A 26,382-nucleotide genomic window follows, 5' to 3' on the forward strand; every position below is an offset into this window, starting at 1 on the left:
GGACGGCGGCCTGTTGTCCGGGCGTCGGCTGGACGGCCGTGTGTTGTCAAGGCGTCGGACGTCCTGGTGTCTGCACTGTGGACGGTGCGTCGGCGGGGGCTACGCCGGCTCGCGGCGCATCGGCACGTGCGGGATGCCGTCCTCCAGGTATTCCGGACCGGTGACCGTGAAGCCGTACCGGCCGTAGAAGTTGACCAGGTGCGCCTGGGCGTCGAGTACGCAGGGCCGGGAGCCGACCACGGCCAGCGCCTCGGTCATCAGCCGGCCGGCGTACCCGCCGCTGCGGGCGTCCGGGGCCACTACGACCCGGCCGATCCGCTCCACCCCGCCCGGGTCGCCGAGCAGCCGCAGGTACGCGATCGGCGCGCCGTCCCGGCTCAGCCACAGGTGCCGGGTGCCCGGCTCGACGTCCCGGCCGTCGATCTCGGGATAGGGGCACTCCTGCTCGACCACGAACACGTCGACCCGCAGCTTCAAAAGGTCGTGCAGGGTCCGGGCGTCGAGGTCGGCGAAGGAGGCGACCCGGAACTCGACCTGGTCCGAGGGGTCCGGCCGGAGCGCCGGCGATTGCGACGTGTGCATTCCGCGATGGTAGGCGCGGCCCGGTCCGGGCTGCCCGACGGGGACGCCGTGCGGGCCGGCCGCTGCCGCCAGGCGGGACCAGGGCGGGCGGGGTCAGGCCGGGCGGGCGCCGACCGCGTCCCGGATCTCCGCTCCGCGTTCGCCCTCGACCACCCGGGCGCAGTGCGCGCAGCAGAAGAACCGGCCGGAGACCTCGACCCCATGTCCGAGGATCTTGATCCCACAGTGTTCGCAGACCGGGGCGAGCTTGTGCGCCGCGCACTCGAACGAGTCGAAGGTGTGCACGTCCCCGCTCACCGTGCGGATCTCGAACGCCATCCAGTAGTCGTTGCCGCAGACCTCGCAGGTGGTCGCCATGGTCGAATTCCCCCGTGTTCCCCGTTTCATCGCATCTGCGATGATTCTAGGTGGTCGACGGGTCGAGACGCATCGAGATCGAGTTGATGCAGTAGCGCGCGTTCGTCGGGGTGAACCCCTCGCCGTCGAAGCGGTGCCCGAGGTGCGAGTCGCAGTTGGCGCAGCGCACCTCGATCCGGACCATGCCGAGCGAGCGGTCCTCCAGATAGCGGATCGCCCCGGGCAGCGCCTGGTCGAAGCTGGGCCAGCCGCAGTGCGAGTCGAACTTGGTGTCGCTGGCGAAGAGTTCGGCGCCGCAGGCCCGGCAGTGGTAGGTGCCGGCGGTCTTGGTGTCCACGTACTCGCCGGTCCACGGGCGCTCCGTGCCAGCCTGGCGCAGCACCTGGAACTCCTCCGGAGTGAGCCGCACGCGCCACTCCTCCTCGCTGGTCGGCAGCTTGTTCTCCCCGTCGGTCCGGGCACTGTTGTCAGCCATACCCCTACGGTACGGCGGAGATCGTCGGGCGGCTAAGCGCCGGAGGATCGCCGGAAAACAGCGAGAAACCACCGACAAATCACCGCCCGGCAACCGAGTCGTTGACAGGACATGCGGACCGCCACCTGGCCGGGCGGGAGTCCACGGCGCCGCCAGCACCGGCCGGTGCTGGCCGAGTTCCGGCTGACCTGGCGGCAGGCGGTGGTCCGCGGACTGCGCTGGGGCGGGCTGGGCAGCGGTGCGGCGGTCGTGATCGCGGGTGTACTGCCCGGCCACCGGGAGTTCCACGATCTGGCCTGGGTCGCCGTACTGGCACCGCTGCCGTTGGGGGTGCTGTGCGGTACCGCCGACCGGCTCCGGGCCCGGGTCCGGCTCGACGACGCGGGACTGCGCGGCCGGGCGTACGGGCCGTACGCCTTCGTGGCCTGGCCTCGGGTGGTCGACGTCCGGGCCGAGCGCCGGCACGGGCATACCGTGGTGGCCGTCTACCTCGGCGACGGTGCGCCGCTGCGGCTGTACGCCCCGTACGACGGCGGCCCGCTCGACCGGGATCCCCGGTTCGAGCAGAAGCTGCTGCTGATCTGCCAGGTCTGGGAGGCGCACCGGCACGGCAGCAGCCGGGAACCCGAGACCCGACCCCTGTCGTGAGCGCCCGTCGCCCCCGGCCGGCGCCGCTTGGCGGCCGGCCGGGCTCCCGGGGCGGCTTGGCTGCTTGGCTGCGTTTTCGCGCGGCGGCGTGGCGGTGTGGCAGTGTCTCCGCTCGGCTGCTGGGCTGCGTTTCCGCGTGGCGGCGTGGCGGCGTCTCCGCGTGGCGGCGTGGCAGCGTTCCCGTGTGGCGGCGTCTCCGCGTCGGGTCACCTTCGTCGGACCCGTGGCATAGGGTCGGCGCATGGCTGGTGGCAGCGCGAAGGCGAAGCCCGTCGAGGTCGAGGTGGCCGGGCACACGGTACGGCTGAGCAGCCCGGACCGGGTCTACTTCCCCCGTCGCGGGTTCACGAAGAAGGACATGTTCGACTACTACCTGGCGGTCGGCGACGGGATCATGCGCGCCCTGGGCAACCGGCCGACGGCGTTGCAGCGCTTCCCCGAGGGCATCGAGGGGGAGATGTTCTACCAGAAGCGGGTGCCGGCCCGGGGCGTACCGCCGTGGATCCAGACCGCGAAGATCCAGTTTCCGAGCGGCCGGAGCGCCGACGAACTCTGCCCGGCCGACCTGGCGCACGTCGCCTGGGCGGCCCAGATGGGCACCGTCGTCTTCCACCCGTGGCCGGTCCGGGGCGCCGACGTGGACCGCCCCGACGAGCTGCGCATCGACCTCGACCCGCAGCCCGGCACCGACTTCGCCGACGCGGTGGAGGCGGCCGGCGAGGTGCGCGGCCTCCTCGACGAGCTGGGCGCGACCGGCTGGCCGAAGACCTCCGGCGGCCGGGGTGTGCACGTCTACCTGCGGATCGAGCCCCGCTGGACCTTCACCGAGGTACGCCGGGCGGTGATCGCGTTCGCCCGGGAGGTCGAGCGGCGCCGCCCCGACCTGGTCACCACCTCCTGGTGGAAGGAACAGCGTGGCGAGAAGGTCTTCGTCGACTACAACCAGATGGCCCGGGACCGCACCATCGCCTGCGCGTACTCGCTGCGGGCCAACGCCCGGGCCACCGTCTCCACCCCGGTCACCTGGGACGAGTTGCCCGACGTGGAGCCGGACGACTTCGACCTGAAAACCGTGCCGGAGCGGGTGGCGAAGATCGGTGACCCGCACGCCGGCATCGACGACGCCCCGTGGGACATCACCCCGCTGCTGGAGTGGGCCGACCGGGACGACCGGGACGGCTCCGGCGACCTGCCCTATCCGCCGGACCACCCGAAGATGCCGGGGGAGCCGAAGCGGGTCCAGCCGTCCCGGGACCGCGACCGCAAGGAGTGAGCCGACCCCGGGTGGCGGGCTGGCACCCGCCACCCGGGGGAAGCGCTACCGCAGCCGGTACGCCCGCAGCACCGTGCCGCTCGCCGTGTTGCCGTCGGCGTCGACCACGTACCCCCGCAGCGAGACGTGTCCGGCCCGCTTCGGATGCGTGACGGTGCCGGCGTACCCGCCACCGGGCAGTGGGCCGGTGGGCACCGGTTGCCAGGTGCGGCCGTCGTCGTACGACACCGACAGCCGGACCGAGCGCACCGGAGCGGTGCCGGCCTGCCCGGTCAGCACCAGCGGGATCGTCAGTCGACTGCCGGCCCGGGCCGAGTTGTCGATCGCCAGCTCGGGCGCGAACCCGACCGTGCGTAGCGGCAGCTCACCCTGTCGCTGCGCCGAGGAGCGGAACGTCCACTCCGCCTCGATCCTGCTCGCCAACGGCGTCGGCACGTCGAAGCCGTACCGCAGCCGGTAGGTTTCCGTCTCCTCGCCGACCTCCCAGTTGCCGTAGAGGAAGTCGTACGCCCCGAGCAGCGTGTCGCCCCGGTGCAGGGTCAGGCCGTGGTTCTGCATCCCGTACGGCAGCCCGAGGTGCCCGGCCCCGTCGGAGTAGGTGTCGAACCCGACCCGGATGGTGTTCCCGTCCCGGGTCGCCGCCGCCCAGCCGGGTACCTGCTGGGCCACCGTCAGCGTCGTCGGGGTGCCGTTCCAGCGCTCCCGGTACTCCCGCCCGGCCCGGTAACCCGGATCGGCCGGGTGCGACCACGAGGTGACGGTGCCGAGCGACGCCGTCGACTCCTCGACCACCGTCGACCGCCACCCGACGTTCCCGCCGTAGTACTCGGTACGCCGCAGCGGCGGCACCACCGGCGGCAGCGTCGAGGCCGGCACGAACACGTCACTGTCGACGAGTGGCCGGTTGTACCGGGTCGACGCCACCTCCGGGGCGTTGCGGGCGTACTCGGCGGCGACCGTGGCGAGTTCGCCACTGCGGACCCGGCGGACAAAGCCGGTGGGGAAGGCGTCCGGCACCTGCCAGCCCAACTGGTAGACGTCGGTGCCGCCAGGCGGGAGGCCCCGACGTGCCGGACCGGTGAAGACCGCCTGCACGAAGGTCTCCAGCCCGTCGACTCCGGCCGGGCCGAGGTCGGCGGTCCGGATCGTCCGGGGGTCACCGGAGACCGCGTCGAGGAACGTGCCGCCCTCGGCGCGCTGCGCCAGCAGCACCTGCGCGTCGTACGGCACCGCCCGGCCGTCCGGTACCCGGATGTCGACCGGCTTCGCCCGTCGGGCGTCCAGCACGACCTCCTGGTTGCCGTCGGCCAGCACCCGTGGGTTGGCGAGCAGGCTGACGGTGCCGTCCGACTCGACCAGGGCGGCGGTGACCGCCCAGGTGCTGTTCAGCGGCACCCGGAAGCTCCGGCTCGACTCGTAGCTGAGATATTCGGTGCCGTTGGCCAGGTTTCGCAGGATCACCACACTGCTGGCCGGGGCGCCACCGTCGCGCCCGACGGTGGACAGGTGCAGGCTCGCGGCCGGAGACTCCCGGAACACGCTGAACGGCGTCCGCAGGTCCACCCCGGCACTGCTGGCGACCAGCCGCCCGACGAACACTCCGTACGCCTCGCCGCCGACCCGCTCGTCCACGGTCACCTCGACGGTGGCCGTACCTCCGGCCGGCACGGTCAGGGTGTTGGCACCCAGCGTCACCAGCCCGGTCGGGGCGGTGCCGTCGAACGCCAGGTCGAGGACGACCGGCGCCGTACCGGAGTTGTGGTAGGTCACCGTCCGGTCGGTCGGGGCGTCGGTGAGCGGCCAGTCCAGTGCGCCGAGGCTCAGCGACGGCGGGGTGACGGTGACCGACTGGCCGAGCGCCCGGCCCACCTGCACGTGCCCGGCCCCCTGGCCGAAGACGTCGGCGCCGGTCAGCGGCTGCGCCGAGGCCATCAGGCTGGCCTTGGTCTGTGCCGCCTTCCAGTCCGGATGTGCCTGGGCCAGCAGCGCCGCCGCGCCCGCCACGTGCGGGGCGGCCATCGAGGTACCGGTCGCCGAGAAGTACGCCCCGCCGGGCAGTTCGGGCGGGAAGATGCCGGCGGTGGAGCGGGCCGCCATGATCTCGGTACCGGGTGCGGCGATGTCCGGCTTGACGCCGTAGTCACCGACTCGGGGCCCCGGCAGCGACGACCAGTTCACCTCGCCCGTCTTGGTCCAGTTCGACACCGACAGCGCGGCGTCCGCCGTCGACGGCGAGGCCACCCGGTACGGCGACCACCCGTCCGCGTTGCCGGCGGCGATCACGAACAGCGTGCCGTACTCGGCGGTCAGGTCGTTGACCGCCGCCTCCAGCGGGTCGATGCCGGGTTCGTCGGTCCCGCCGAGGCTCATGTTGACGACCTTGGCGCCGGATTCCGCCGCCCACTGCATCCCGGCGAGTACCGCAGAGTCGGGGCAGACGCCCCGGCCGTCCGGCGTGCGGTAGCAGACCTTGCCGTCCAGCAGCGACGCTCCGGGCGCGACGCCCCGGTACCGCCCGTCGGACGCGGCACCACTGCCCGCGATCGTGCTCGACACGTGCGTGCCGTGTCCGGAGACGTCCGCCGCGCTCTCGAACTCGGAAACGAAGTTCTGCCGGGCCAGCACCCGGCCGGCGAGGTCCGGATGGTTGTCGTCGATCCCGGTGTCCAGCACCGCCACCTTGACTCCGGTGCCGTCGTAACCGGCCGCCCACGCCTCCGGCGCACCGGTACGCGGCACACTCACGTCCAGTGTGGAGCGACGTACCCCGTCCAGCCAGATCTTGCCGGCGGACAGTGACGTGCGGGTGGTCTGCCAGGTCCGGGCCAGGTCGGCCACCGGGACCTTGGTGGCGAAGCCGTCCACCGCGTCGAGTTCGGGACTGGCGGCCAGGCCGCGCACCCGGGCCGCGTCCGAGACCAGCAGTCGCAGGTGGGACTGCCGGTCCAGGTCCGCGTCGAGCAGCGCGGTCACGTTGAACAGCCGCTCGTCGAGCCGGTCGGCCGCGAGCAGCGGCAGCGCATCCGAGGGTACGACGTAGTGCGCCTTCGCCCGCTGGAAGCGGATGAAGTGCACGCCGGCCCGGGGCGCGACGGCGATGCTTTGGCCGTGCACGGTGACCCGGTCGCCGGTGAACAGCGTGACGACGCGGCTGGTCGCGTTCTCCCGCTCGGGGTTCTCCCGGTTGGGATTCGACTGCGCCGAGGCGGTCGGACCCGTGGGTGCGGGTCGAGGCTCGGCGGACGCGCCGACGGGGGTGGTGCCGACGAGTCCGGCTGCCAACATCAGGGCAGCCGCGGCAGACGCCAGAAAGTGGCGTTGTCGCATGGGGTTCTCCAATTCGGACGACAGGCCGAAGGCCACGGCGTCGTCGCCGTGGCCTCCGGTCCGGGTTGGCGATCCCCCGAGGCTCGCCAGCCGGTGTTTCGAAGTTACGAACCGTCGATAGCCGTCGAATTTCGGGAGCGTTCCCAAGCAGTGTTCTCGCAGCTCATGCCGCTTTCCGGAATCCTGTGACCTCCGTCGCACAGGTTCGTCCGGCCGTGGTCATGCCGCACGGGTCACGGCCGGCTTCCGGAGGGCTTGCGGAACTGCTCGATCATCGCGGCGTAGTCGCTGCCGCCGTGCCCGTCGGCCACCGCCCGGCCGGCCAGCGCCTTGACCAGCCTCGGCAGGTCGGCGTTGACGCCGACGGACTCGCTCTCGCGCACGAGGTGCTCCATCGTTCCCAGGTGGGTGTCGATGGTCGCGTCCCGGGCCGCGTAGTCGCCCTTGTCGATCTGCCGCGCCAGGTCGGGCAGCCAGCCGTTCACCGTCCCGATCAGCGGACCGGCGATCGAGGCGAACGTCGAGGCGGGCACGCCCGCCGTACCGACCAGCGCGGCACCCTGAAGGAAGCTGTTCGCTACGCCCCACATCGCGCCGAGCAGCGCCACGTCGTGCAGCGACGACAGTCCATAATCCGCACCGAGGTACGTCGTCCCGGCACCGAGCACCCGCAGGGTCGACTCGTGCCGGTCGAAGACCGCCTGCGGCCCGCTGTAGAAGACGGTCGCCTCAGCCGTGCCGATGGCCGGCGGGACGGCCATGATCGCCCCGTCGAGATAGCCGCCGCGCTGGGTCACCCACTCGGCGGTCTGCCTGGCCGCCTCCGAGGTGCCCGAGGTCAGGTTCACCAGAACCCGACCGTCGAGCGCGTCGCCCAACGGGTCGAGGAGTTCGTGTACGGCGTCGTAGTTCGAGACGCAGACGACCACCAGCGGGCTGGCCGCGACCGCGTCGGCGGGGGAGTCGGCGAGTCGGGCGCCCTGTGCGACGAGTTCGGTGGCCTTGGCGGCGGTGCGGTTCCACACGGTCGTGGGGTGTCCGTTGCGTAGGAAAGTGCTGGCCAGCGCCTGGCCCATCAGGCCGAGGCCGACGACGGTTACCGGAGTCGTATCGGTGGTCATGACAGAATCCTCAACGTTCACACCGATATGAAGGTCAAGGAGGCCGGGGCAATGCTGATCGGAGAGTTGAGCCGGCAGACCGGGGTCAACACGCACCAGTTGCGCTACTACGAGGCCCAGGGCCTGCTCGAACCCACTCGGGCGAGCAGCGGCTACCGGGAGTACGGCACCGACGATGTGGTGACCGTCACCCAGATCAGACGACTACTCGAAGCCGGACTGTCCACGCAGGAGATCGGGATCCTGTTGCCGTGCGCGACCGGTACGGCCCCCGACCTCGAACCCTGCCCGGAACTGCTGGACATGCTGCGCGCCCGCCTGCACGGGCTGGACGAGCGCATCGACACGCTCACCCGGTCCCGCGAGGCCCTGGTCGACTACATCGAGATCACCGAGAAGCGGATGTCCGAGTACGTCCACAAGTACGACCCCTGCCCCTCGGAGTCGACTGCGGAGTGACCGCGTTGTCGGCGGCGAGGTAGGCAGGCGTGCCGGTCGGGCGAGCGAGGCTGGCCCGTGCGAGGGTCAGAGCGACAGTTTCATGCCTTCGTGGCTGGCTTGGAAGCCCAGTGAGGCATAGAAACGGTGTGCTGCCGTACGCCGCTTGTCGGTGGTCAACTGGACGAGTCGGCAGCCGCGTTCCCGGGCCTGGTGCACCGCCCAGTCCATCATCCGGCGGCCGATTCCCTCGCCGCGCAGGTCGGAGCGGACCCGGACCGCCTCGATCTGCATCCGTTCGGCGCCGCGCCGGCTCAGTCCCGGAATAAAGGTGAGCTGCATCGTGCCGACCGGTTCGCCGTCGAGTTCGACGACGATCAGCTCGTTTCGCGGGTCGGCGTCGACCGCCTCGAAACCGGCCCAGTAGGCGGCGTCGACCTCCTCGCCCGTCCGTTCCGCCGGCTGTGCCTGTTCTCGCGCGGCGGCCACCTCGTCGTCGAGCAGCATCGCCACGATCGCCGGTACGTCCGCCCGACATGCCACCCGGAAGATCAGCTCACTCATGCCGCCAGCCTGGCACACGGACAGCAATCAGCCTGGGCGGGAGCCGCCGGCCGCCCGGATGTCGTCACGTCCCGTCAGCGGTCAACTGAGCGCGCAGGGTCTCGGTCACCCAGCGCTCCCAGCGCTGGGGCGACCAACCCCGGTCGCGGACGAACACGAGGTAGAGCTCGGGACTGAGCAGCCCGAACAGTACGTCGGCGGCCTCCCCGGCCGACAGGCCGGCGCGGGCGTCCGGCTTGGTCACCAGCGCGTCGGCGGCGGTGGCGTAGACGGTGAACCGGGGGTCGGCGTCGGGTCGCCAGAGCTGGGCGACCTCCGGCTCGATCATCGCGGCCGTCCGCAGCACCTCGGCGATCGGGGCGATCCGTTCGAGGATGCCGCGCGCGCCGGGGACGAGTTCCCGGAGCTGGCCGTCGACGGTGTCGGCGGCGATGGCCCGGCGGAACCAGGGGCGGTCCATCGTCGCCACCGGCTCGTCGTCACCCGCGATCGTGACGTCGCCCAGTTCCTTGAGCACGCTCCGCTTGTTGCCGAACGTGAAGTAGATGGTCTGTACCGCGACTCCGGCCCGGTCGGCGATGTCCTGGAGGGTCGTCGCGCCGTAGCCACGTTCGACGAACAGCTCGCGGGCCGCCTCGACGATCTTCCGTCGGGTCTGCCTGGCCCGGTCGGCGCGCTTGCCCTTGACTTCGGTCACCGCTGTAGCTTATATCTAGAGTCGAACTCTAGAGTCAAGCTCTAGTGAATCTGAGTGAGGGGTCAAGATGCAGGCGATCGTCAACACCCAGCAGTCCGAGGCATGGAACGGCCACGAGGGCCAGCACTGGGCCGAGCAGGCCGACCGGTACGACACGATGGCCGAAGGGATCAACGGCCCGCTGTTCGCGGCGGCCGGGATCGGCGAGCGGGACCGCGTGCTCGACGTGGGCTGCGGCACGGGCTACCTCACCCGGCAGGCGGCCCGGCTCGCCGCCCGGGGAACGGTGCTCGGAGTCGACCTCTCGGCGCCGATGCTGGCGAGAGCCCGGGCCGCCGCCGCCGACGAAAGAGTCGCGAACATTGCCTTCGAACAGGGCGACGCGCAGGTGTATCCCTTCACCGCGAGCGGCTACGACGTGGTGATCAGCCGGGGCGGGGTGATGTTCTTCGACGATCACGTGGCCGCTTTCGCCAACCTCGGCCGGGCGCTGCGGTCGGGCGGCCGGCTCGCCTTCGCCGGTCCGCAACCGACGGGTTCGACCGGTGACCACGCACGGGCGTTCGCCGCGCTCGGTCCACTGATGCGCGGGCCGTCACCGGCCGCGCGCGGGATGGGCTCGCTCACCGACCCCGACCGGATCCACGAGATCCTCGGCGCGGCGGGATTCGTCGACGTGTCGATCGTGCCGGTCGAGGTCCCCGTGGTCTGGGGCCGGGACGCCAGCGACGCGGTCGAGTTCTACTTCGCCACCGGCCCCGTCCGGCACAACCTCGCCGACGTCGCCCCGGCCACCGTCGAGGAGGTCCGGAACGACGTACGGGCGGCACTGCGCGGGTACGAGACCCCGGGCGGAGTACTGCTGCGCGGCGGCATCTGGCTGGTCACCGCCACCCGTCCGTGACGGACCGTCCGATCGCGGGGCCGGGTCAGCGGGCCGGGCAGGTGGTGCCGGCGGTCGGCGGCTTGAGGTCGATCAGGTAGGCGTCGACCGCGTTGCTGATGCAGCGGGTCTGCGGGTAGGCCGTGTGCCCCTCGCCCTGCCAGGTCAGCACCACGCCGACGTCGAGCATCTCGGCCAGTTTCGGCGTCTGCTCGTAGGGTGTCGCCGGGTCGCCGGTGGTGCCGACGACCACGATCGGCGGGGCGCCGGTCGCCGGGCCGGTCGGGTACGGGTCGCGCTGGCCGGGCCAGAACTCGCAGCTCAACATGCCCACCGCGAGCGGGGCACCGAACAGCGGGTACTTCCTGCGCCACTCCGACTGCAACGAGCGGATCCGGTCCAGGCCGACCTTGCTCTCCTCGTCGGCGCAGTTCACCGAGAGGTTGGCGTCGAAGAGGTTGGTGTAGCCGCCGTCCTCGGACCGCTCGGCGTACGAGTCGGCGAGTTCGAAGACCTCCTTCGGATCGCCGTCGGCGAGCGAGTCGATCGCCCCGGCGAGCTTCTGCCAGCCGGACTCCGTGTAGAGGGAGGAGATCACCGCGTAGAAGATCCAGCCGGCGGTCGCCTCCCGGCCGCCCTCGCCGCGTACCGGGGAGACCCGGGCCTTCTCCATCGCGTCGGTCACCGCGCCCCGGGCGTCCGAGGCGATGGGGCAGCGGCCCGGGTTGTCCCCGCACCAGTCGGTGAAGTTGGTGAACGCCCGTTCGAAGCCCTTGGCCTGGCTCTCCGAGCCGGCCACGATGTCCTGCTTCGGGTCGACGGCGCCGTCCAGCACCAGCGCCCGGACGTTGCGCGGAAAGAGCTGGGCGTACGTCGCGCCGAGCAGGGTGCCGTAGGAGTAGCCGAGGTAGCTCAGCTTCTCGTCGCCGACGGCGGTCCGGATCGCGTCCATGTCGTGCGCCGCCTGCTCGGTGGAGAAGAGCCGTAGCCGCTCGCCGTACTTGGCGCCGCAGGCGTCGCCGATCTTCCGGTTCAGCGCCACCAGCTCGTCGAACTCGGCCTGGCTCTGCGGGTCCGGCTCGAAGCCGAAGGTGCCGTCCAGGTCGGCGTCGGAGACGCACTTGACCGGGGAGGAGCGGGAGACGCCCCGAGGGTCGAAACCGATGATGTCGAAGCGCCGGGTCACCTCGTCCGGCAGCCCGCCGAAGCTGGCCCCGAACGACAGGTAGACCGCCGAGTCGACGCCGGACCCGCCCGGCCCGCCCGGGTTGACCAGCAGCGAGCCGATCCGGTCCCGCTGCTTGCTGGAACGGATCCGGAGCAGCGAGATCTCCAGCTTGTCGCCGCCCGCGCCGGGGTTGCGCCAGTCCGCGGGTACGGAGATGGTGGCGCAGTCGTACCGCATGTTGGCCGCCGGCCGGCCGACGAGCTGGCGCGGCACCTCCGGGCAGGGCTTCCAGTTCGCGGCGCCCGCGCTGTTCTGCGGTGCTGCGGTGCCGCCGCCCCCGTCCTCCTGGTCCGGCCGGAACATCGGGATGGTGCAGCCGGCGACCAGCATCACGACGGCCAGGAGACCGGCCAGGGGCAGTCGGCGAAGGTGCGAGCGGGCCAAGAGAGATCCTCCGTGATCGTATCGACGGTCAGGCTACGCGCCGGGGGCGAGCGGGTCGCCCCGGAGCACCTGGTCGACGTCGAACCGGATCGGGCGGTCGAGTTGGTCGTACCCGCAGGAGGCCGGCTCCCGGTCCGGCCGCCAGCGGACGAACTGGGCGGTGTGCCGGAACCGGTCCCCCTCCATCGCGTCGTAGCCGACCTCGACCACCAGCTCCGGCCGGAGCGGCACCCACTCCAGGCTCTTGGTGCCGGTCCACCGGCTCGGCCCGCCCGGGATGCGCTGCCCGGCGGTGTGGTCGCCGTGCACCCACGGGTGCTCCGTGACCCCCTCGCGGTATGGCGCCAGCTCCTCCAGCAGTTCGGCGCGGCGGGCGGCGGTGAACGACGCCGACACGCCGACGTGGTGCAGCGTGCCCGCCTCGTCGTAGAGCCCGAGCAGCAGCGAGCCGACCACCGGGCCGGACTTGTGCCAGCGGAAGCCGGCGACCACCACGTCGGCGGTGCGGGTGTGCTTCACCTTGAACATGAGCCGCTTCCCCGGCTCGTACGGGATGTCGGCCGGCTTGGCGACCAGCCCGTCCAGCCCCGCCCCCTCGAAGATCTCGAACCACCGGGCCGCCGTCCCCGGGTCGGTGGTGGTCTGGGTGATGTGTACCGGCGGGACGACGCCGCGCAACTCCTCGACGAGCCGAGCGCGACGCTGCTCGTACGGCTGGTCGAGCAGGGACTCGTCGCCGATGGCGAGCAGGTCGAAGGCGACCAGGTCGGCCGGGGTCGTCTCGGCCAGCATGTTCACCCGGGACGCGGCCGGGTGGATGCGCTGGCTGAGCAGCTCGAAGTCGAGCTTCGGCTCGCCGTCGGGGCCGTCCCGGCGGATCACGATCAGCTCGCCGTCGACCGCGCACCGGGTCGGCAACTGGGCGCGGGCCTGCGCGACGACCTCGGGGAAGTAGCGGGTCAGTGTCTTGCCGCCCCGGCTGGCCAACTCGACCTCGTCGCCGTCGCGGAAGACGATGCAGCGGAAGCCGTCCCACTTCGGCTCGTAGCTCATCCCCGGGCCGGTGGGGATCTTCGGCACGCTCTTCGCCAGCATCGGCTCGACCGGCGGGTTGATCGGCAGGTCCACCCGGCCAAGTCAACCAGATGGACGACGTGCCGGTGTGCCCCGCGCCCGCCCGTTGCGCCCCACTGGCCCCAACCGGCTCTACAGTCCCGCCGCGAGGCCCGTACTCGAAAGGTTTTCGCAGGTCAGAGCTATCTTCGCCGGATGCGGGGCTGGGTGTGCGTCTGCTGCGGGCGGTGGCAGGTGAGTGTCGAGCGGATCGCCGGGAGGTACCTCTACCGGCTGGCGTACCGCTATCACGGGGACGTCGGCGGGGTGGACGTACTCGGTGAGGTGGGCACGATCGCGGCGCTGGAGCGGCTGCTGCTGGCGCGTACCCCGGTGACCCTGGCCGACCTCCGCGAACGTCCGGCCGGCCGGGCCTCGTGAACCGAATTCGTCTATCGGGGTTGCTGCGTTATTCAGAGCGCCTTTGCGATCTCGGCCAGAACGTCGGCCGGCACCTCCACCGCGGTTTCGTGCGCCGGGATGTCGAGCTGGGCCAGGGCCTCCGGGTCGGAGACGCGCCAGCCCTGCACGATGAAGGTGTCACGGTCGGTGCGGTACAGCGACGGGCAGTTGTTGACCTGGGACTGCGCGGTCTTACGAATGAAAGTGAGCTTCACGTTCGGGCCTTTCGCTCCTTTTATGCCGCTTTGGGCCGGATGCCCCTGCGTTCTGTGTTGCATTATGCGGCTAATCAGGACGTTCGGGCACGGATCACGGCATCGTGGTGGCGTGAATGTAGGTGAATGGCCGATTCATCTCGCGTGGGATACGTGGCTTTTTCTGGTATTGGTCCGCCGCTGGCGGCGGCTCAGTCGGGAAGGTCGGCGGGCGGTCGCCAGTCCGCGTACCGGGCCATCGAGCGGAGCGCGACCCGGGGCGGGGTCAGTCGAATCATCACGTTCCGTAGCGCCACCGCCAGCGGGTTACGCAACTGCTGGCCGATCCGGCCGATCTGGTAGGAGGCCCGGGCCACCTGCTGGCTGCGCGGGCGGCGCTCCGCGTCGTACCGGGCCAGGCCGGCGGCCACGTCGGTGCCCGGCTTCAGGCACAACCCGAGCAGTACGGCGTCCTCGACGGCCTGCGCGGCGCCCTGGCCCAGGTACGGCGTCATCGCGTGCGCGGCGTCGCCGAGCAGCGCCACCGCCCCGGTCACGTAGCTGTGCAGCGGGGTGCCGAGATGGTAGAGGTCGTTCCGGAGCACCGCCTGCGGGTCGGTCGCGGCCAGCAGCGCCGGAATCGGCGCGTGCCAGGACCCGAAGTGCTCCCGGGCCGCCGTCATCTCGTCCGGCGCCCGCTGCCCGACCGGGGCGTTCACCGCGCCGTACCAGTAGACCCGGCCGTCGCCGAGCGGCACCATGCCGAACTCGGCGCCCGGTGCCCAGGTGATCCCCACCAGCAGCTCACCGGTCCACGGCTGCTTCGTCACGCCGCGCCAGGCGGTCGCACCGACGTACACCGGGTCGGGAGTGTCCGGCCACAACTGCCGGCGTACGACGCTGCGCAGCCCGTCCGCCCCGACCACCAGATCCGCCCGGAGCGTCGTACGGGCGCCGCCGGAGACGTACGTGACCTCGGCCGGCGGGCCGGCGACCACCTCGACCACCTCGGCCCCGGTGACCGTGGTGGTGCCCTCCGGCAGTGCGGCGAGCAGGATCTCGTGCAGGGTCGCCCGGTGGATGCCCAGCGACTCGGTGCCGAGTTCGTCGACCAGGTCGGCGGCGTCCAGCCGGGACAGCCACCGGCCGTCCGGGGTACGGGTGCCGCCGGGTGCCTCCACCTGGCCGGCCGCCCGGATCTGCGCGTCGACGCCGAGCGCCGCCAGCCCGGTCAGCGCGTTGGAGAACAGCGCGATGCCCGCGCCGACCGCGCCGAACGCGGGCGCCCGTTCCAGGATCGTCACCTGCCAGCCCTGCCGGCGTAGTGCCAGCCCGGCACAGAGCCCGCCGATTCCGGCGCCGACCACCACCGCCGTCCGGTCCACCATCACGCCCACCTCCGGAAACTGCTTTTCTACGCCTGTAGAAGGGCATACTACAGGCGTAGAAAAGTGGACTGGAAGGAGTGCCGGGTGACCGCACGGCGGGACCGGTTCGCGGTCATCACCGACGCCGCGATCGAGCTGGTGGCGGAACTGGGCATGCGCGGGCTGACCCACCGGGCGGTGGACGCCCGCGCGGGACTGCCGCTCGGCTCCACGTCGGCGTACTTCCGGACCCGGAAGGCGCTCGTCGAGGCGGTCGTACGCCGGCTCGTCGACCTCGACCGGGCCGACCTCGAAGCCACCGAACTGCCCGTGGAACTGTTCGACAGGATGAGACGGGCCGAGGCGACGAAGCTGGCCGAGGCGGCAGGGCAGGCCGATGCAACAGGGCTGCCCGATGGTGCGGGACTGCCTGACGGGACGGGGCTACCTGACGGGGCGGGACTGGCCGACGGGGCGGGGCTGCCGGATGCGGCGGAGCCGGCCGACGGGGTTGCCGGCGGGGCGGGCGCCGGGCCGGCGGTTCCGCCCGTCGGGGGCGGACCACTCGGGCCTCCGGAACTCGACCAACTCGCCCGGGGCATCGCCGGCGTGCTCGACCGCTGGCTGACCACCGGGCGTACCCGGACACTGGCCCGGTACGCCTGCCTGCTGGAGGCAACCCACCACCCCGAGCTGCGGGAGATCCTGGCGCACGGCGTCGTGTTCCGGGCCCAGGCCCGCGCGCTGCTCGCCCAGACCGGCGCGGCGGATCCGGAGCGCGGCGGCAGCCATTTCGTCGCCTACGTGGACGGGCTGCTCTTCGACCGCCTGGTCGGGGCCGGTTCACTCAGCGCGCCACCCCCGGGTAGTGAGCAGAGCCGGCAGGACCTCTACCAGGCCGTCCGGACCGTGCTGTTCGCACTGGCCGGCGCCGGTGCCTCGGAGATCGGCGCCCCGGACACCGGCAAACCCTGACCGGCCCGTCGCGCCCGCCCCGAGCAGTCACGCCCGGCCCGGCCCGGATCGGTCGGTCGGTCCGTCAGGGCCGGATCCGCCGACGGGCGGCACGGCGAGGCCGGCTGGACGGGTCAGGTCAGCGGCGGCGGGTGCATCGACGTGCCGTGTCGGCCCGCCGCCCGGCGAGGATCGCCGCCGCGCAGGTGCCGAGCACGATGCCGACGAACGGCAGGAACTTCGTCGCCGCCCTCATGGTCGCCGCCCCCGCCGACCGGTCCGGGCCTCAAGCCGTTGCCGCTGCGGCTCCACTGTGTACTTCGGATCGCGCGCCGACACCACCCCGGCCTCGAAGATCCCGAGCCGCAGGCAGATCGAGCCGGCCAGCATCGCCGCCGCACCGGCCACCGTCACCGCCTGCCCGCCGCCTGATCGCTGCCGTGCCCGGCCGCCCGGCCCGCCGCCGACCGCCACCGCCAACGCACCGCCGGCGCTGAGCAGCCGGCCGGCCCGCAACAACCCGCCGGCCAGGCCCTGCCGCATCGGCTCGGCCACCATGCCGAGCCGGCGCTCCATCCGCCGCGCCGCCGCCAACTCGGTTGCGGCGCCGAGCAACACGGCGCGGCGGGCCGGCGCCGCCTCCGGACCGGGCGCGGCGAGCAGGCCCAACGCGCCCGCCGAGGCCGCCGCCGAGCCCACGAAGAGCACCGGAAGTTCCCGGTACGCCTGGTGCCAGGCCGGCACGGCGGTGTCCGCGAAGAGCGCTCCGGTGTACGAGGCGACGGCCGGCCCGAGCACGGCGGCGCCCAGCGTGCCGAGCCGGCCGAGCCGGGGCAGCCGACCGGTCACCGCGCTCCCGGCGGCGAGCACCGCCAGCGGCCCGTACCCGGCGAGCAGCCAGGAGCCGATGCTCATCGGCGAGGTCACCTTGACCACCCGCAGCATGTTCAGGAACCGCTCCGGTCGACCGAGGTCGTGCACCAGGGAGTAGAGCGACCCGGCCAGCGCCACCGCCGCACCGGCCTTGAGCCCTCGGGCGAGCTGCGGCCGGCCGGTGAGTTCGGCGGTGGCGGCCAGCGTGGACGAGGCGCCGGCCAGTCCGCCGAGGAACAGGTAGCCGCCGATGTCCGCCGCCTCCCAGGTCGGCGGCTTCAGCACCGGCCGGCCGTAGTACGACCGGAACTCGGCCCTCGGCACCATCAGCCGCTCGCCGCGCTGCCGCCGCCCGGGGCGACCGGACGAGCCGATCAGGGCGTCCCGCTCGACCGGCAGGTCGGCCGCGGTGTCGAGCCGTACGTCGGTGTGCGTCATCGACGTGCTCCGGAGGTGGTGTCGGACGGGACGGCGGACGGGTTCAATGCCCGCCGGCGGGTCATCGGCGGGCTCCGGGAAGTGCGACGGCGACCAGGGCGACCAGCAGTCCGGCGGCGGCCAGCCCGGCCCGGCGCCACATCGCGGGCAGGTCCCGGGTGGTGACCACCGGGTCGGGCGGCAGGCCGTACACCTCGGGCTCGTCGAGCAGCAGGAAGAACGCGCCGGTGCCGCCGACCCCGTCGTACGGGTCGGCGCCGTAGAGCCGGGCGTCGGTCACCCCGGCGTCGTGCAGGTCCGACACCCGGGCGGCGGCCCGGCTCCGCAGCTCGGACAGCTCGCCGAACTGGATCGAGTCGGTCGGGCAGCTCTTGGCGCAGGCCGGTTCCTGGCCGACCGAGAGCCGGTCGTAGCAGAGGGTGCACTTCCAGACCCGGCCGTCGTCCTCGCGCTTGTCGATCACCCCGTACGGGCAGGCCGGTACGCAGTAGCCGCAGCCGTTGCAGACGTCCTCCTGCACCACCACCGTGCCGAACTCGGTGCGGAACAGCGAACCGGTGGGGCAGACGTCCAGGCAGGCCGCGTGGGTGCAGTGCTTGCACACGTCGGAGGACATCAGCCAGCGGAAGTCCATCCCGGGTACCGTGCTGACGTGCCCGTCCGGCGGTGCCGAGCCGGGCATCCCGAGCGAGACGGCGGTCCGGCCACCGGCCGCGCGGCGCAACTCGGCGGGTACCCCGGCCGGGGCCAGGTGGCTCTCCTGCCGGCCGAGCCGGCGCGGCTGCTCGACGAAGGCCACGTGCCGCCAGGTGTTCGCGTCGAGCTGGCCGGTGTTGTCGTACGACATGCCGGTGAAGTTCAGCCCGTCCTCGGGTACCGCGTTCCACTCCTTGCAGGCCACCTCGCACGCCTTGCAGCCGATGCAGACGCTGGTGTCGGTGAAGAAGCCGACCCGTTCCGGCGGTGCGGCGTACCCGCCGACGGTCGCCGGGTCCCGCCGGTCCACGGTCGTCTCGCGCAGGTCGGGAGCCATCCGTTCACACCTCCGTTCCGGTTCCGGTGGTGATCCCGGCACGGCGCTGGTAGTCCCGGACCATGGCCACCCGCTCCGGCCCGCGCGGTCGCCGGCCCGGCCGGATGTCGGCCGAGAACGCCTTGCTCTCCTGGATGTGCGAGTTCGGGTCCAGCGAGATCGAGGTGAGTTCGTTGGCCGCGTCGCCCCGGCTGTAGCCGTTCGGTCCCCAGTGGAACGGCAGCCCGATCTGGTGCACCACCCGCCCGTCGACGTGCAGCGGCGCGATCCGTTCGGTGACCAGCACCCGGGCTTCGATCGCGCTGCGGGCGGTGACGATGGTGGCCCAACCGCAGTGCACCAGCCCGCGTTCGGCGGCCAGCTCCGGCGAGATCTCGCAGAAGAACTCCGGCTGCAACTCGGCCAGGTACGGGGTGTGCCGCGTCATCCCACCGGCGGTGAAGTGCTCGGTCAGCCGGTACGTGGTCACCACGTACGGGAAGGTCTGGGCGCCGCGCTGCGAGCCGTTCGGGTGGTACCGGTTCTGCTCGTGCGGCCGGAGCAGTCGGGCCGGGTTGCGCTGCTGGCCGTAGAGCAGGTTGTCCACAGGGGAGTCCTGCGGCTCGTAGTGGGTCGGCAGCGGCCCGTCGATCACCCCGGTCGGCGCGAAGAGCCAGCCGAGCCCGTCGGCCTGCATGATGAACGCGTCGGTGCCGCTCAGCGCGGCGACCCCCTTGGCGTTCTTCGGCGGCACGTGGTCCGGCGGCTTGGTCGGCTCGAAGTCCGGTACGTCGTACCCGGTCCACCGGCCCGCGTCGGCGTCCCACCAGACGTACCTCTTGCGCTCGCTCCACGGCCGCCCGTCCGGTCGGGCCGAGGCCCGGTTGTAGAGCATCCGCCGGTTCGCCGGCCAGGCCCAGGCCCACTCCGGGGAGACCCAGTGCTGCTCCTCGGCCGGCTTGCGCCGGGCGGCCTGGTTGACCCCGTCCTTGTACACGCCGCAGTAGATCCAGCAGCCGCAGACCGTCGACCCGTCGTCGGCGAGTTCGGTGTACGTCGACAGTGGCCGGCCGTCCGCGTCCCAGCCGTTGATCTCGGCGAGTACCGCCTCGGCGTCCGGCTCGGCGGTCCGGCCCATCGTCGGGTAGTCCCAGGTCAGGTCGAGGATCGGCCGGTCCTTCGGATCGGTCGAGCCGGCCAGCTTCTGCCGGATGATCCGACCCAGGTGGTACATGAACCAGAGGTCGCTGCGTCGGTCGTCGGCCGGCTCGACCGCCTGGTGGTGCCACTGGAGCAGCCGGTTGGTGTTGGTGAAGCTGCCGTCCTTCTCGGTGTGCGCCGCGGCCGGCAGCACGAAGACCTCGGTGCCGATCCGCTCGGTCTCCAACTCGCCGGAGGCGATCTCCGGCCCGTCCTTCCACCAGGTGGCGCTCTCGATCATCGTCAGGTCCCGGACGACCAACCAGTCCAGCTTGGCCATGCCGAGCCGCTGCATCCGGGCGTTCGACGAGCCGACCGCCGGGTTCTCGCCGAGCAGGAAGTAGCCCTTGCAGACGCCGTCGAGCTGCTCGATCACGGTGTCGTAGTGCGAGTGGCTGCCGGTCAGCCGGGGCAGGTAGCCGAAGCAGAAGTCGTTCTCCGGCGTCGCCGCCGCGCCCCACCACGCCTTGAGCAGGCTGACGGTGTAGGAGCGCATGTTCGCCCAGAAGCCCTTGCGGGCGGCGTCGGCCAGGATGAAGTCGTCCAGGGTCTGGGTCTTGTGCGCGTGCGGCATCGGGATGTAGCCGGGCAGCAGGTTGAACAGGGTCGGCACGTCGGTGGAGCCCTGGATGCTGGCGTGCCCACGCAACGCCTGGATGCCCCCGCCGGGCCGGCCGATGTTGCCGAGCAGCAGTTGCAGGATGCTGGCGGAGCGGATCAACTGCGAGCCGTCGGTGTGCTGGGTCCAGCCGACCGCGTAGACGAACTCGCTGGTCCGCTCCGGGCCGGAGTTGTCGACCAGGTGCCGGCACACCTCGGCGAAGACCTCCGGCGGGATGCCGCAGATCCGTTCCACCATCTCCGGGGTGTACCGGGAGAAGTGCCGCTTGAGGATCTGGTAGACGCAGCGCGGGTCGGTCAGCGTCAGGTCCCGGCGGGGATGGCCGTCCAGGGCCGCGCTGCCGGAGCCGAACTTCTCACCCCGGCCGGCGCCGTGCCCGTCGCGCTCCGCCGCCCGCTCCGCGTCGTCCTTGAGGCCCCGCCCGGCCGCCACCCGCGCCTCGAACTGGCTGTCCCGCTCGCCGGTGGCCGAGACCAGTTGCACGCCCTCGTACTGCCAGCTCTCCTCGCGGTAGGTGTGGCTCTCCGCGTCGAACCCGGAGAAGAGCCCGTCCAGGTCCTCGGTGTCCCGGAACCGCTCGTCGACGATGGTCGCGGCGTTCGTGTACGCCAGCACGTACTCCCGGAAGTCCTTCCCCTCGGTGAGTACGTGGTTGATGATCCCGCCGAGGAAGGCGATGTCGGTGCCGGCCCGGATCGGCACGTACAGGTCGGCCAGCGCGCTGGTCCGGGTGAACCGGGGATCGACGTGGATCACCGTGGCGCCCCGGGCCTTGGCCGCCAGCACCCACTGGAAGCCCACCGGGTGCGCCTCGGCGAAGTTGGAGCCCTCGATCACGATGCAGTCGGCGTGTTGCAGGTCCTGCATGAAGGTGGTCGCGCCGCCCCGCCCGAACGACGTGCCCAGCCCGATCACCGTGGAGCTGTGGCAGACCCGGGCCTGGTTCTCGACCTGCACCACGCCGAGGGCGGTGAGCAGCTTCTTGATCAGGTAGTTCTCCTCGTTGTCCAGGGTCGCTCCGCCGAGGCTGGCGATTCCCATCGTGCGGGCCACCCGGGTTCCCTCGTGGTGCTCCTGCCAGGTGTCCCGGCGGGTCCGGATCACCCGCTCGGCGATCATCTCCATCGCGGTGTCGAGGTCGAGGTCCTGCCAGTCGGTGGCGTACGGCGGGCGGTAACGGACCTTGTCCAGCCGCCGCGAGTCGGTGGTCAGTTGCAGCGAGGCAGCACCCTTCGGGCAGAGCCGGCCCCGGCTCACCGGTGAGTCGGGATCACCCTCGATCTGCACCACCTGCTCGTCCCGGACGTAGACGTTCTGCGCGCAGCCGACGGCGCAGTACGGGCAGATCGACTTGACCACCCTGTCGGCTTCGGCGGTACGGGCGTGCAGTTCGGCGCTCTGCCGTGACTTCACCGAGGCAGCCCGGCCGGTCCGGTCGGGCCCGGTGAGCTGGCGCCAGACCGGCCACGAGCCGATCGGTAGACCCCGCACCTGCGCCTCCTGTCGTCGATGCCCCGTCCCGCCGGCAGTACGCCGGGCTGGCGGCCCGCTCGCTACCGGTCGGTTCGGGCCAGCCCGTCGGCGTGGGCCCGGTCGCGCATCCAGTCCCGCACCTGTGGCGACGAGGTCGGGTTCACCTCGCGCGGGTTGACCAGTGCCTGGGTGCGGGACGGCAGCACGCCGGGGCGCTGCCGCTGCGCCCGGGTCACCGTGCCGCCGCCGTCGGCCGGGATCCCGGTGCCGACCAGGTACGCCTGTCCGGCGGGGATGCCCAGCTCCGCGCCGATCTCCTGATAGCTCCGGCCCAGGCCGACCAGGTGCAGCACCGCTGCCTTGCTCGCCATGCCGACCCCGATCCCCGTACCGACCGTCAACTACCGACAAGCCTCTCATTCCGCTCATGTCGCCGGAGCCGGTTTCCCAGGCCGGGCCGCGATCCGAGCCGAGGCAGGGCTCGGCCGCGATCCGAGCCGAGGCAGGCTTCGAGCCGGGGCAGGTCTGGGCCGGGGCAGGTCTGGGCCGCGGTCGGAGCCGAGCCGAGCGGACCGTGGCCGCAGATGCGGGTGGAGCGGGCCGTGCTGTGAGCCGGCACGAGTTCGACGGCGGCCGGAGATGCGGAAGGGCCGCTTCCGGTCGGTGTCGGATCGGAAGCGGCCCCTGCGGAACGGGTCAGTGCGGCAGTGGGGTGTGCCCGGCCGGCACGGTCTCGTCGGCGCGCGGCGGTGGCGGCGGGCTGCCGTCGCCGAACGGGCGACCGCCCAGCGCCTCCCGCCCGTGCGGCTCCAGCCAGTTCGTCAGGTCCGGCCCGACCGGCACGATCCCGGTCGGGTTGATGTCCCGGTGCACCTCGTAGTAGTGCCGCTTGATGTGGTCGAAGTCGATGGTGTCGCCGAACCCGGGCGTGTGGAACAGATCGCGGGCGTACGCCCACAGCACCGGCTGCTCGGCCAGCTTCTGCCGGTTGCACTTGAAGTGCCCGTGGTAGACCGCGTCGAACCGGACCAGGGTGGTGAACAGCCGGATGTCGGCCTCGGTGATGGTGTCGCCGACCAGGTAACGCTGCCCCGACAGCCGCTCCGACAACCAGTCCAGCCGGTCGAACAGCCGCCGGTACGCCCTGGCGTACGCCTCCTGGCTGCCGGCGAAGCCGCACCGGTAGACGCCGTTGTTGACGTCGGCGAAGACGACCTTGTTCACCTCGTCGATCTCGGCGCGCAGCGGCTCCGGATAGAGGTCGGGCGCACCCGGCCGGTGGTACGCCCGCCACTGCGTCGACAGGTCGAGGGTGATCTGGGCGTAGTCGTTCGTCACCACCTGACCGGTCGGTACGTCGACGATCGCCGGTACGGTGATCCCGCGCTCGTACCCCGGGAACCGGGCGAAGAACGCCTCCTGGAGCCGTTCGATGCCGAGCACCGGGTCCCGGCCGCCCGGGTCGAGGTCGAACGTCCAGCTCCGGGCGTCGTGGGTCGGCCCGGCGATCCCCATCGACAGCGCGTCCTCCAGCCCGAGCAGCCGGCGTACGATGATCACCCGGTTTGCCCACGGGCAGGCCCGACTCACCACCAGCCGGTACCGGCCCGGCTCCACCGGATAGCCGTCCTGCCCGTCGGCCGTGATCCTGGTGGCGATGTAGCGCTGGTCCCGGGTGAACTCCCCACCCGGGTTGACGTAGCTGCCCGCCGGACTGTTGCCCGCTGTGCTGCTGCCCTCTGTGGTGTTCGACATGCCGCTATCGTTCCCCATCCTCCGCCCCGATCCACCGCCGGAACGCCCCGAACCCGCCCCGATCCATCGCCGGAACGCCCTGAACCCGTCCCGGTCCATCGCCGGAACGCCCCGGACCCGCCCCGGCGACCCGGTCCCGTCCCCCGAACCCGTCCCCCGAACCCGGAATCCGGAATCCGGGGGACGTCGGTCGGGGTCGGTGGCCCAGGGCCGGGAGTCAGCGGCGCATCAGCTCGTTGACCGTTCCGTAGTCCAGGGCGTCGGCCAGGCTGCCGTAGCCGCCCGGACCGAACGCCTCCTCGGCGGCCCGTCGGACCACCGCGTACGCCGCCTCCGCCACGGCGCTGCCGAGGCTGACCCGGGCCACCCCGAGCCGGGCGAGTTCGGGCACGGTCGGTGCACCGGGGCCGGCCATGATGTTGACCGGGGCCGGGATACCCGCGACGAGTGCCGCCACCGTCTCCGGGTCGACCACCCCGGGTACGAATATCCCGTCGGCACCGGCCTCCAGGAAGGCGGCCGCCCGGTCCAGGGTCTCCGGCAGGCCACCGGCGCCGCGCAGGAAGGTGTCGATCCGGGCGTTGACGTACACCGGCACTCCGACCTCGGCACCGGCGGACCGGGCGGCGGCCAGCCGGGCGCACTGGTCGGCGACCTCCCGCAGCCCCGGACCGCCGTCCGGCGCCGCGTCCTCCAGGTTCACCCCGACCGCGCCGGCCGCCAGCACCGCGCGGACGGTCTCGGCGACCTGCTCGGGGGTACTCCCGAAGCCGGACTCGATGTCGGCGGTGACCGGCACCGAGACGGCGCCGACGACCCGCCCGACGAGTTCGGTGGCCAGGTCCCGGCCGAGGACGTCGCCGTCCGGCGCGCCGAGGCTCCACGCCACTCCGGCGCTGGTCGTCGCGACGGCGTGTGCACCGGCGTCCTCGACGATCCGGGCACTCGCCGCGTCCCACGCGTTCACCAGGACGATCGGGGCGGAGGGGACGTGCAGGGAACGGAAAAGCTCGGCACGGCTGTGTTGATCACTCATGCCCGCCAGTCTCCGCCGCCCGCGCGTCGCCGCCGTACTCTTGCAGTCCTGCCTAAAACGAGCCGGCGCCGACTGGAACCGGACGGCTCTGTCCAGCACGGGAAGGTCGACGTGGTTTCCATCGGTCTGCCGGGCGGTGCCGTCGCCCGGATCCGGTTCGCGGTCTCCTGCCTGTGGGAGGTCGCGACCAGCGTCCGGGTGCTGCGCGACACCGGTGACCACGCCGTGCACCTGCCCTGGGTGACCCGGGTAGGCCCCCGACTGGTCGACGCCGGCCTGCTGCCCGCCGACGGCACCGGAGCGGCCGGTGGCGTCGGGGTGGCCGGTGCCGCTCGGGCGGCCGGCGGTGCGGGGACGGCCGGTGGCGCTCGGCCCGGCAGCGGTGCGGGGACGGCCGGTGGCGTTCGGCCGGGCGGCGGTGTCCGGGCGGCCGGTGGTGGCCTGCTCTGGCAACTTATCCCGGCCGGGCCGCACTACCTGCCGGACTTCCTCACCCCGGCGCCGGACGGGCTGGTCCCGGATCTCGACGCCGAACTCGCGGTGCTCCGGTCCACCCCACCCGAGGTGGTCCGGGCGGATCTCGACGTCTACCCCGGCCGGCACGCCCCGGCCGTCCGCGCCCTGTACGCCGATCCGGCCGAGGGGTTGCGCCGGCTCGCCGACGAGATCGCCGAATACTGGCGGCTCGCGCTCGCCCCGGACTGGGCCCGGATCCGGCTGCTGCTCGACGCCGAGGTGCACTACCGGGCCCGCCGGCTGGCCGCCGACGGCGCCGCCGGCCTGCTCAACGACCTGCACCGGCAGGTCCGCTGGGAGGGGGAGACGCTGGCGATCGCCCAGCGGCACTGCACCGCCGCCGACGTGCCGGACGGGGAGGGGCTGGTGCTGATCCCGTCGGTCTTCGTCTGGCCCGCCGTGCTCAGCGTCGCCACCGGCCCGGCGCCGCAGCTCGGGTACCCGGCCCGGGGCATCGCCACGCTGTGGGAGGCGCCCCGACGGGCGTCGGACAGCCTGGCCGCGGTGCTCGGCCGGGGCCGGGCCCGGGTACTCGCCGAGATGGCGGCGCCGGCCTCCACCACCGAGCTGGCCCGGCGTACCGGGCTCACCGCCGGGGGAGTCTCGCAGCACCTCGCCGTGCTCCGGGCCGCCGGGCTGGTGGCCACGCACCGGACCGGCCGGACGGTGCTGAACAGCCGTACCACGGTCGCCGAAGCTCTGCTCTCGGTGGCCGGCTGACCGACCGTCGCCGGTCGTCATCTGTCCACTGTGCACTGTCTCCGGTCGGGCGACGCTGCTCGGTCACCCACCCGCCCGGCTGCGGTACTTCTCCAGATAGACCAGTCCGGGGCCGGTGTCGAGCGGCCGGTGCGCGTAGTCGAGGTACCCGTGCCGGCGGTAGAGCCGCAGGTTGTCCGCGCTGTCGGCGCCGGTGAACAGCTCGAACCGGCGTACCCGGTCCGGACAGGCGGCCTCGACCGCGCGGAGCAGGTGGCTGCCGACGCCCCGTCCCTGGAGGTCGGGGGCGACCGCGAGCCGGCCGACCCGTGCGGTGCCGCCGTCGAATCCGGCCCGGACCGCGCCGACGATCCGGGTACCGAGCCGGGCGACCAGCACGACACCGGTCTCCGGCACCCCGGCCAGGACGGCCCGGATCTCCGTCAGGGTCTCGGTCAGCGGCGGCAGCATCGGATCCCGGTAGCGCTGCGCCTCGCTCAGGTAGGCCGCCCGCTGCACGGTCAGGATCTCGCCGGGATCGTCGACCCCGGCCGGGCCCACGGTCAGGATCTCGCCGGGATCGTCGACCCCGGCCGGGCTCACGGTCAGCGGCTCGATGGTCGGTGGTACGCCGGTCAGGTCGGTGGGCGGTACGGACATGACGCCAGGCAACCAGGCCCGCACCGGCCCCGCGGCCAGCGGCCGGGCGGCATCCCAGCAGTTAGGCTGCCGGACGGAGTCGACGCCGGAC

The 26,382-nt window shown here is 72.5% G+C and carries 25 protein-coding genes; 7 read left to right on the forward strand and 18 right to left on the reverse strand.

The window, feature by feature from the left end:
* Window positions 1-99 precede the first annotated feature (99 nt).
* The 3 genes from Pen02_RS08765 to msrB all read right to left on the reverse strand — a co-directional run bounded on the left by Pen02_RS08765 (window position 100) and on the right by msrB (window position 1,414).
* A complete protein-coding gene (locus Pen02_RS08765; RefSeq protein WP_203865405.1) occupies window positions 100-582 on the reverse strand; it encodes a GNAT family N-acetyltransferase in 483 nt (160 codons plus the stop codon).
* Between the two features lie 93 nt (window positions 583-675).
* Window positions 676-939 carry a metallothionein gene (locus tag Pen02_RS08770; protein WP_203865406.1) on the reverse strand — a complete coding sequence of 88 codons (264 nt, stop codon included), beginning with the start codon at window positions 937-939 and terminating at the stop codon, window positions 676-678.
* A gap of 46 nt (window positions 940-985) precedes the next feature.
* Window positions 986-1,414, reverse strand: a complete 429-nt coding sequence (gene msrB / locus Pen02_RS08775) for a peptide-methionine (R)-S-oxide reductase MsrB (protein ID WP_203865407.1) — start codon at window positions 1,412-1,414, stop codon at window positions 986-988.
* A 111-nt stretch (window positions 1,415-1,525) separates the two neighbouring features.
* Here msrB and Pen02_RS08780 point away from each other — a divergent pair, with 111 nt between their 5' ends.
* Both Pen02_RS08780 and ligD read left to right on the forward strand, forming a co-directional pair.
* Complete coding sequence (locus Pen02_RS08780; protein WP_203865408.1) at window positions 1,526-2,062, forward strand: hypothetical protein; 537 nt, start codon at window positions 1,526-1,528, stop codon at window positions 2,060-2,062.
* 241 nt (window positions 2,063-2,303) lie between these two features.
* Window positions 2,304-3,335, forward strand: a complete 1,032-nt coding sequence (gene ligD / locus Pen02_RS08785) for a non-homologous end-joining DNA ligase (RefSeq protein ID WP_203865409.1) — start codon at window positions 2,304-2,306, stop codon at window positions 3,333-3,335.
* A 45-nt stretch (window positions 3,336-3,380) separates the two neighbouring features.
* Here the strand turns inward: ligD and Pen02_RS08790 are convergent, their stop codons facing one another.
* Window positions 3,381-6,620, reverse strand: coding sequence for a S8 family peptidase (locus Pen02_RS08790; RefSeq protein ID WP_203865410.1), 3,240 nt, complete (start codon window positions 6,618-6,620; stop codon window positions 3,381-3,383).
* Between the two features lie 275 nt (window positions 6,621-6,895).
* Window positions 6,896-7,783: an NAD(P)-dependent oxidoreductase gene (locus Pen02_RS08795; protein WP_203865411.1), complete on the reverse strand. Its 888-nt coding sequence runs from the start codon at window positions 7,781-7,783 to the stop codon at window positions 6,896-6,898.
* 51 nt (window positions 7,784-7,834) lie between these two features.
* On the opposite strand from Pen02_RS08795, the gene Pen02_RS08800 reads away from it, so the two are divergent.
* Complete coding sequence (locus Pen02_RS08800) at window positions 7,835-8,242, forward strand: MerR family transcriptional regulator (protein WP_239140289.1); 408 nt, start codon at window positions 7,835-7,837, stop codon at window positions 8,240-8,242.
* Window positions 8,243-8,308: 66 nt separating this feature from the next.
* Here Pen02_RS08800 and Pen02_RS08805 read toward each other — a convergent pair whose 3' ends face one another.
* Together Pen02_RS08805 and Pen02_RS08810 are read right to left on the reverse strand one after the other, a co-directional pair.
* Window positions 8,309-8,785, reverse strand: coding sequence for a GNAT family N-acetyltransferase (locus Pen02_RS08805; protein WP_203865412.1), 477 nt, complete (start codon window positions 8,783-8,785; stop codon window positions 8,309-8,311).
* Between the two features lie 64 nt (window positions 8,786-8,849).
* Complete coding sequence (locus tag Pen02_RS08810; RefSeq protein WP_203865413.1) at window positions 8,850-9,482, reverse strand: TetR/AcrR family transcriptional regulator; 633 nt, start codon at window positions 9,480-9,482, stop codon at window positions 8,850-8,852.
* Window positions 9,483-9,549: 67 nt separating this feature from the next.
* Here Pen02_RS08810 and Pen02_RS08815 point away from each other — a divergent pair, with 67 nt between their 5' ends.
* Window positions 9,550-10,386, forward strand: coding sequence for a class I SAM-dependent methyltransferase (locus tag Pen02_RS08815; protein WP_203865414.1), 837 nt, complete (start codon window positions 9,550-9,552; stop codon window positions 10,384-10,386).
* 25 nt (window positions 10,387-10,411) lie between these two features.
* Here Pen02_RS08815 and Pen02_RS08820 read toward each other — a convergent pair whose 3' ends face one another.
* Window positions 10,412-11,977: an alpha/beta hydrolase gene (locus tag Pen02_RS08820; protein ID WP_372445586.1), complete on the reverse strand. Its 1,566-nt coding sequence runs from the start codon at window positions 11,975-11,977 to the stop codon at window positions 10,412-10,414.
* Between the two features lie 33 nt (window positions 11,978-12,010).
* Entirely contained in the window at window positions 12,011-13,105 is a 1,095-nt protein-coding gene (locus Pen02_RS08825; protein ID WP_203865415.1) for an ATP-dependent DNA ligase, read from the reverse strand.
* A gap of 141 nt (window positions 13,106-13,246) precedes the next feature.
* On the opposite strand from Pen02_RS08825, the gene Pen02_RS08830 reads away from it, so the two are divergent.
* Window positions 13,247-13,471 carry a hypothetical protein gene (locus Pen02_RS08830; RefSeq protein ID WP_203865416.1) on the forward strand — a complete coding sequence of 75 codons (225 nt, stop codon included), beginning with the start codon at window positions 13,247-13,249 and terminating at the stop codon, window positions 13,469-13,471.
* 32 nt (window positions 13,472-13,503) lie between these two features.
* Here the strand turns inward: Pen02_RS08830 and Pen02_RS08835 are convergent, their stop codons facing one another.
* Together Pen02_RS08835 and Pen02_RS08840 are read right to left on the reverse strand one after the other, a co-directional pair.
* Window positions 13,504-13,707 (reverse strand): hypothetical protein, encoded by a 204-nt coding sequence (locus tag Pen02_RS08835; protein ID WP_101370542.1) that lies wholly within the window; start codon window positions 13,705-13,707, stop codon window positions 13,504-13,506.
* A gap of 191 nt (window positions 13,708-13,898) precedes the next feature.
* On the reverse strand, window positions 13,899-15,074 hold the full coding sequence (locus Pen02_RS08840) for an FAD-dependent monooxygenase (protein ID WP_203865417.1): 1,176 nt from the start codon (window positions 15,072-15,074) through the stop codon (window positions 13,899-13,901).
* Window positions 15,075-15,158: 84 nt separating this feature from the next.
* On the opposite strand from Pen02_RS08840, the gene Pen02_RS08850 reads away from it, so the two are divergent.
* Complete coding sequence (locus Pen02_RS08850; RefSeq protein ID WP_239140291.1) at window positions 15,159-16,028, forward strand: TetR/AcrR family transcriptional regulator; 870 nt, start codon at window positions 15,159-15,161, stop codon at window positions 16,026-16,028.
* A 231-nt stretch (window positions 16,029-16,259) separates the two neighbouring features.
* Here Pen02_RS08850 and nrfD read toward each other — a convergent pair whose 3' ends face one another.
* The 6 genes from nrfD to Pen02_RS08875 all read right to left on the reverse strand — a co-directional run bounded on the left by nrfD (window position 16,260) and on the right by Pen02_RS08875 (window position 24,416).
* The gene (nrfD, locus tag Pen02_RS08855) at window positions 16,260-17,318 is read right to left on the reverse strand and encodes an NrfD/PsrC family molybdoenzyme membrane anchor subunit (RefSeq protein WP_239140293.1); all 1,059 of its coding nucleotides are present in this window, start codon (window positions 17,316-17,318) and stop codon (window positions 16,260-16,262) included.
* Window positions 17,319-17,379: 61 nt separating this feature from the next.
* A complete protein-coding gene (locus Pen02_RS08860; RefSeq protein WP_203865418.1) occupies window positions 17,380-18,351 on the reverse strand; it encodes a 4Fe-4S dicluster domain-containing protein in 972 nt (323 codons plus the stop codon).
* Between the two features lie 4 nt (window positions 18,352-18,355).
* On the reverse strand, window positions 18,356-21,643 hold the full coding sequence (gene fdh, locus Pen02_RS08865) for a formate dehydrogenase (RefSeq protein ID WP_239140295.1): 3,288 nt from the start codon (window positions 21,641-21,643) through the stop codon (window positions 18,356-18,358).
* A gap of 62 nt (window positions 21,644-21,705) precedes the next feature.
* Window positions 21,706-21,996 (reverse strand): hypothetical protein, encoded by a 291-nt coding sequence (locus Pen02_RS41630; RefSeq protein ID WP_239140297.1) that lies wholly within the window; start codon window positions 21,994-21,996, stop codon window positions 21,706-21,708.
* 325 nt (window positions 21,997-22,321) lie between these two features.
* Window positions 22,322-23,380: a glutathione S-transferase family protein gene (locus Pen02_RS08870; RefSeq protein ID WP_203865420.1), complete on the reverse strand. Its 1,059-nt coding sequence runs from the start codon at window positions 23,378-23,380 to the stop codon at window positions 22,322-22,324.
* 217 nt (window positions 23,381-23,597) lie between these two features.
* On the reverse strand, window positions 23,598-24,416 hold the full coding sequence (locus tag Pen02_RS08875) for an isocitrate lyase/PEP mutase family protein (protein ID WP_203865421.1): 819 nt from the start codon (window positions 24,414-24,416) through the stop codon (window positions 23,598-23,600).
* Between the two features lie 111 nt (window positions 24,417-24,527).
* Between Pen02_RS08875 and Pen02_RS08885 the strand changes: the two genes are divergently transcribed.
* Window positions 24,528-25,652, forward strand: a complete 1,125-nt coding sequence (locus Pen02_RS08885) for an ArsR/SmtB family transcription factor (RefSeq protein WP_239140299.1) — start codon at window positions 24,528-24,530, stop codon at window positions 25,650-25,652.
* A 63-nt stretch (window positions 25,653-25,715) separates the two neighbouring features.
* On the opposite strand, the gene Pen02_RS08890 is transcribed toward Pen02_RS08885, so the two are convergent.
* Entirely contained in the window at window positions 25,716-26,291 is a 576-nt protein-coding gene (locus Pen02_RS08890) for a GNAT family N-acetyltransferase (RefSeq protein WP_203865422.1), read from the reverse strand.
* Window positions 26,292-26,382 lie beyond the last annotated feature (91 nt).

Origin of the sequence: Plantactinospora endophytica, from assembly GCF_016862915.1 — a bacterium.
Lineage (GTDB): Bacteria > Actinomycetota > Actinomycetes > Mycobacteriales > Micromonosporaceae > Plantactinospora > Plantactinospora endophytica.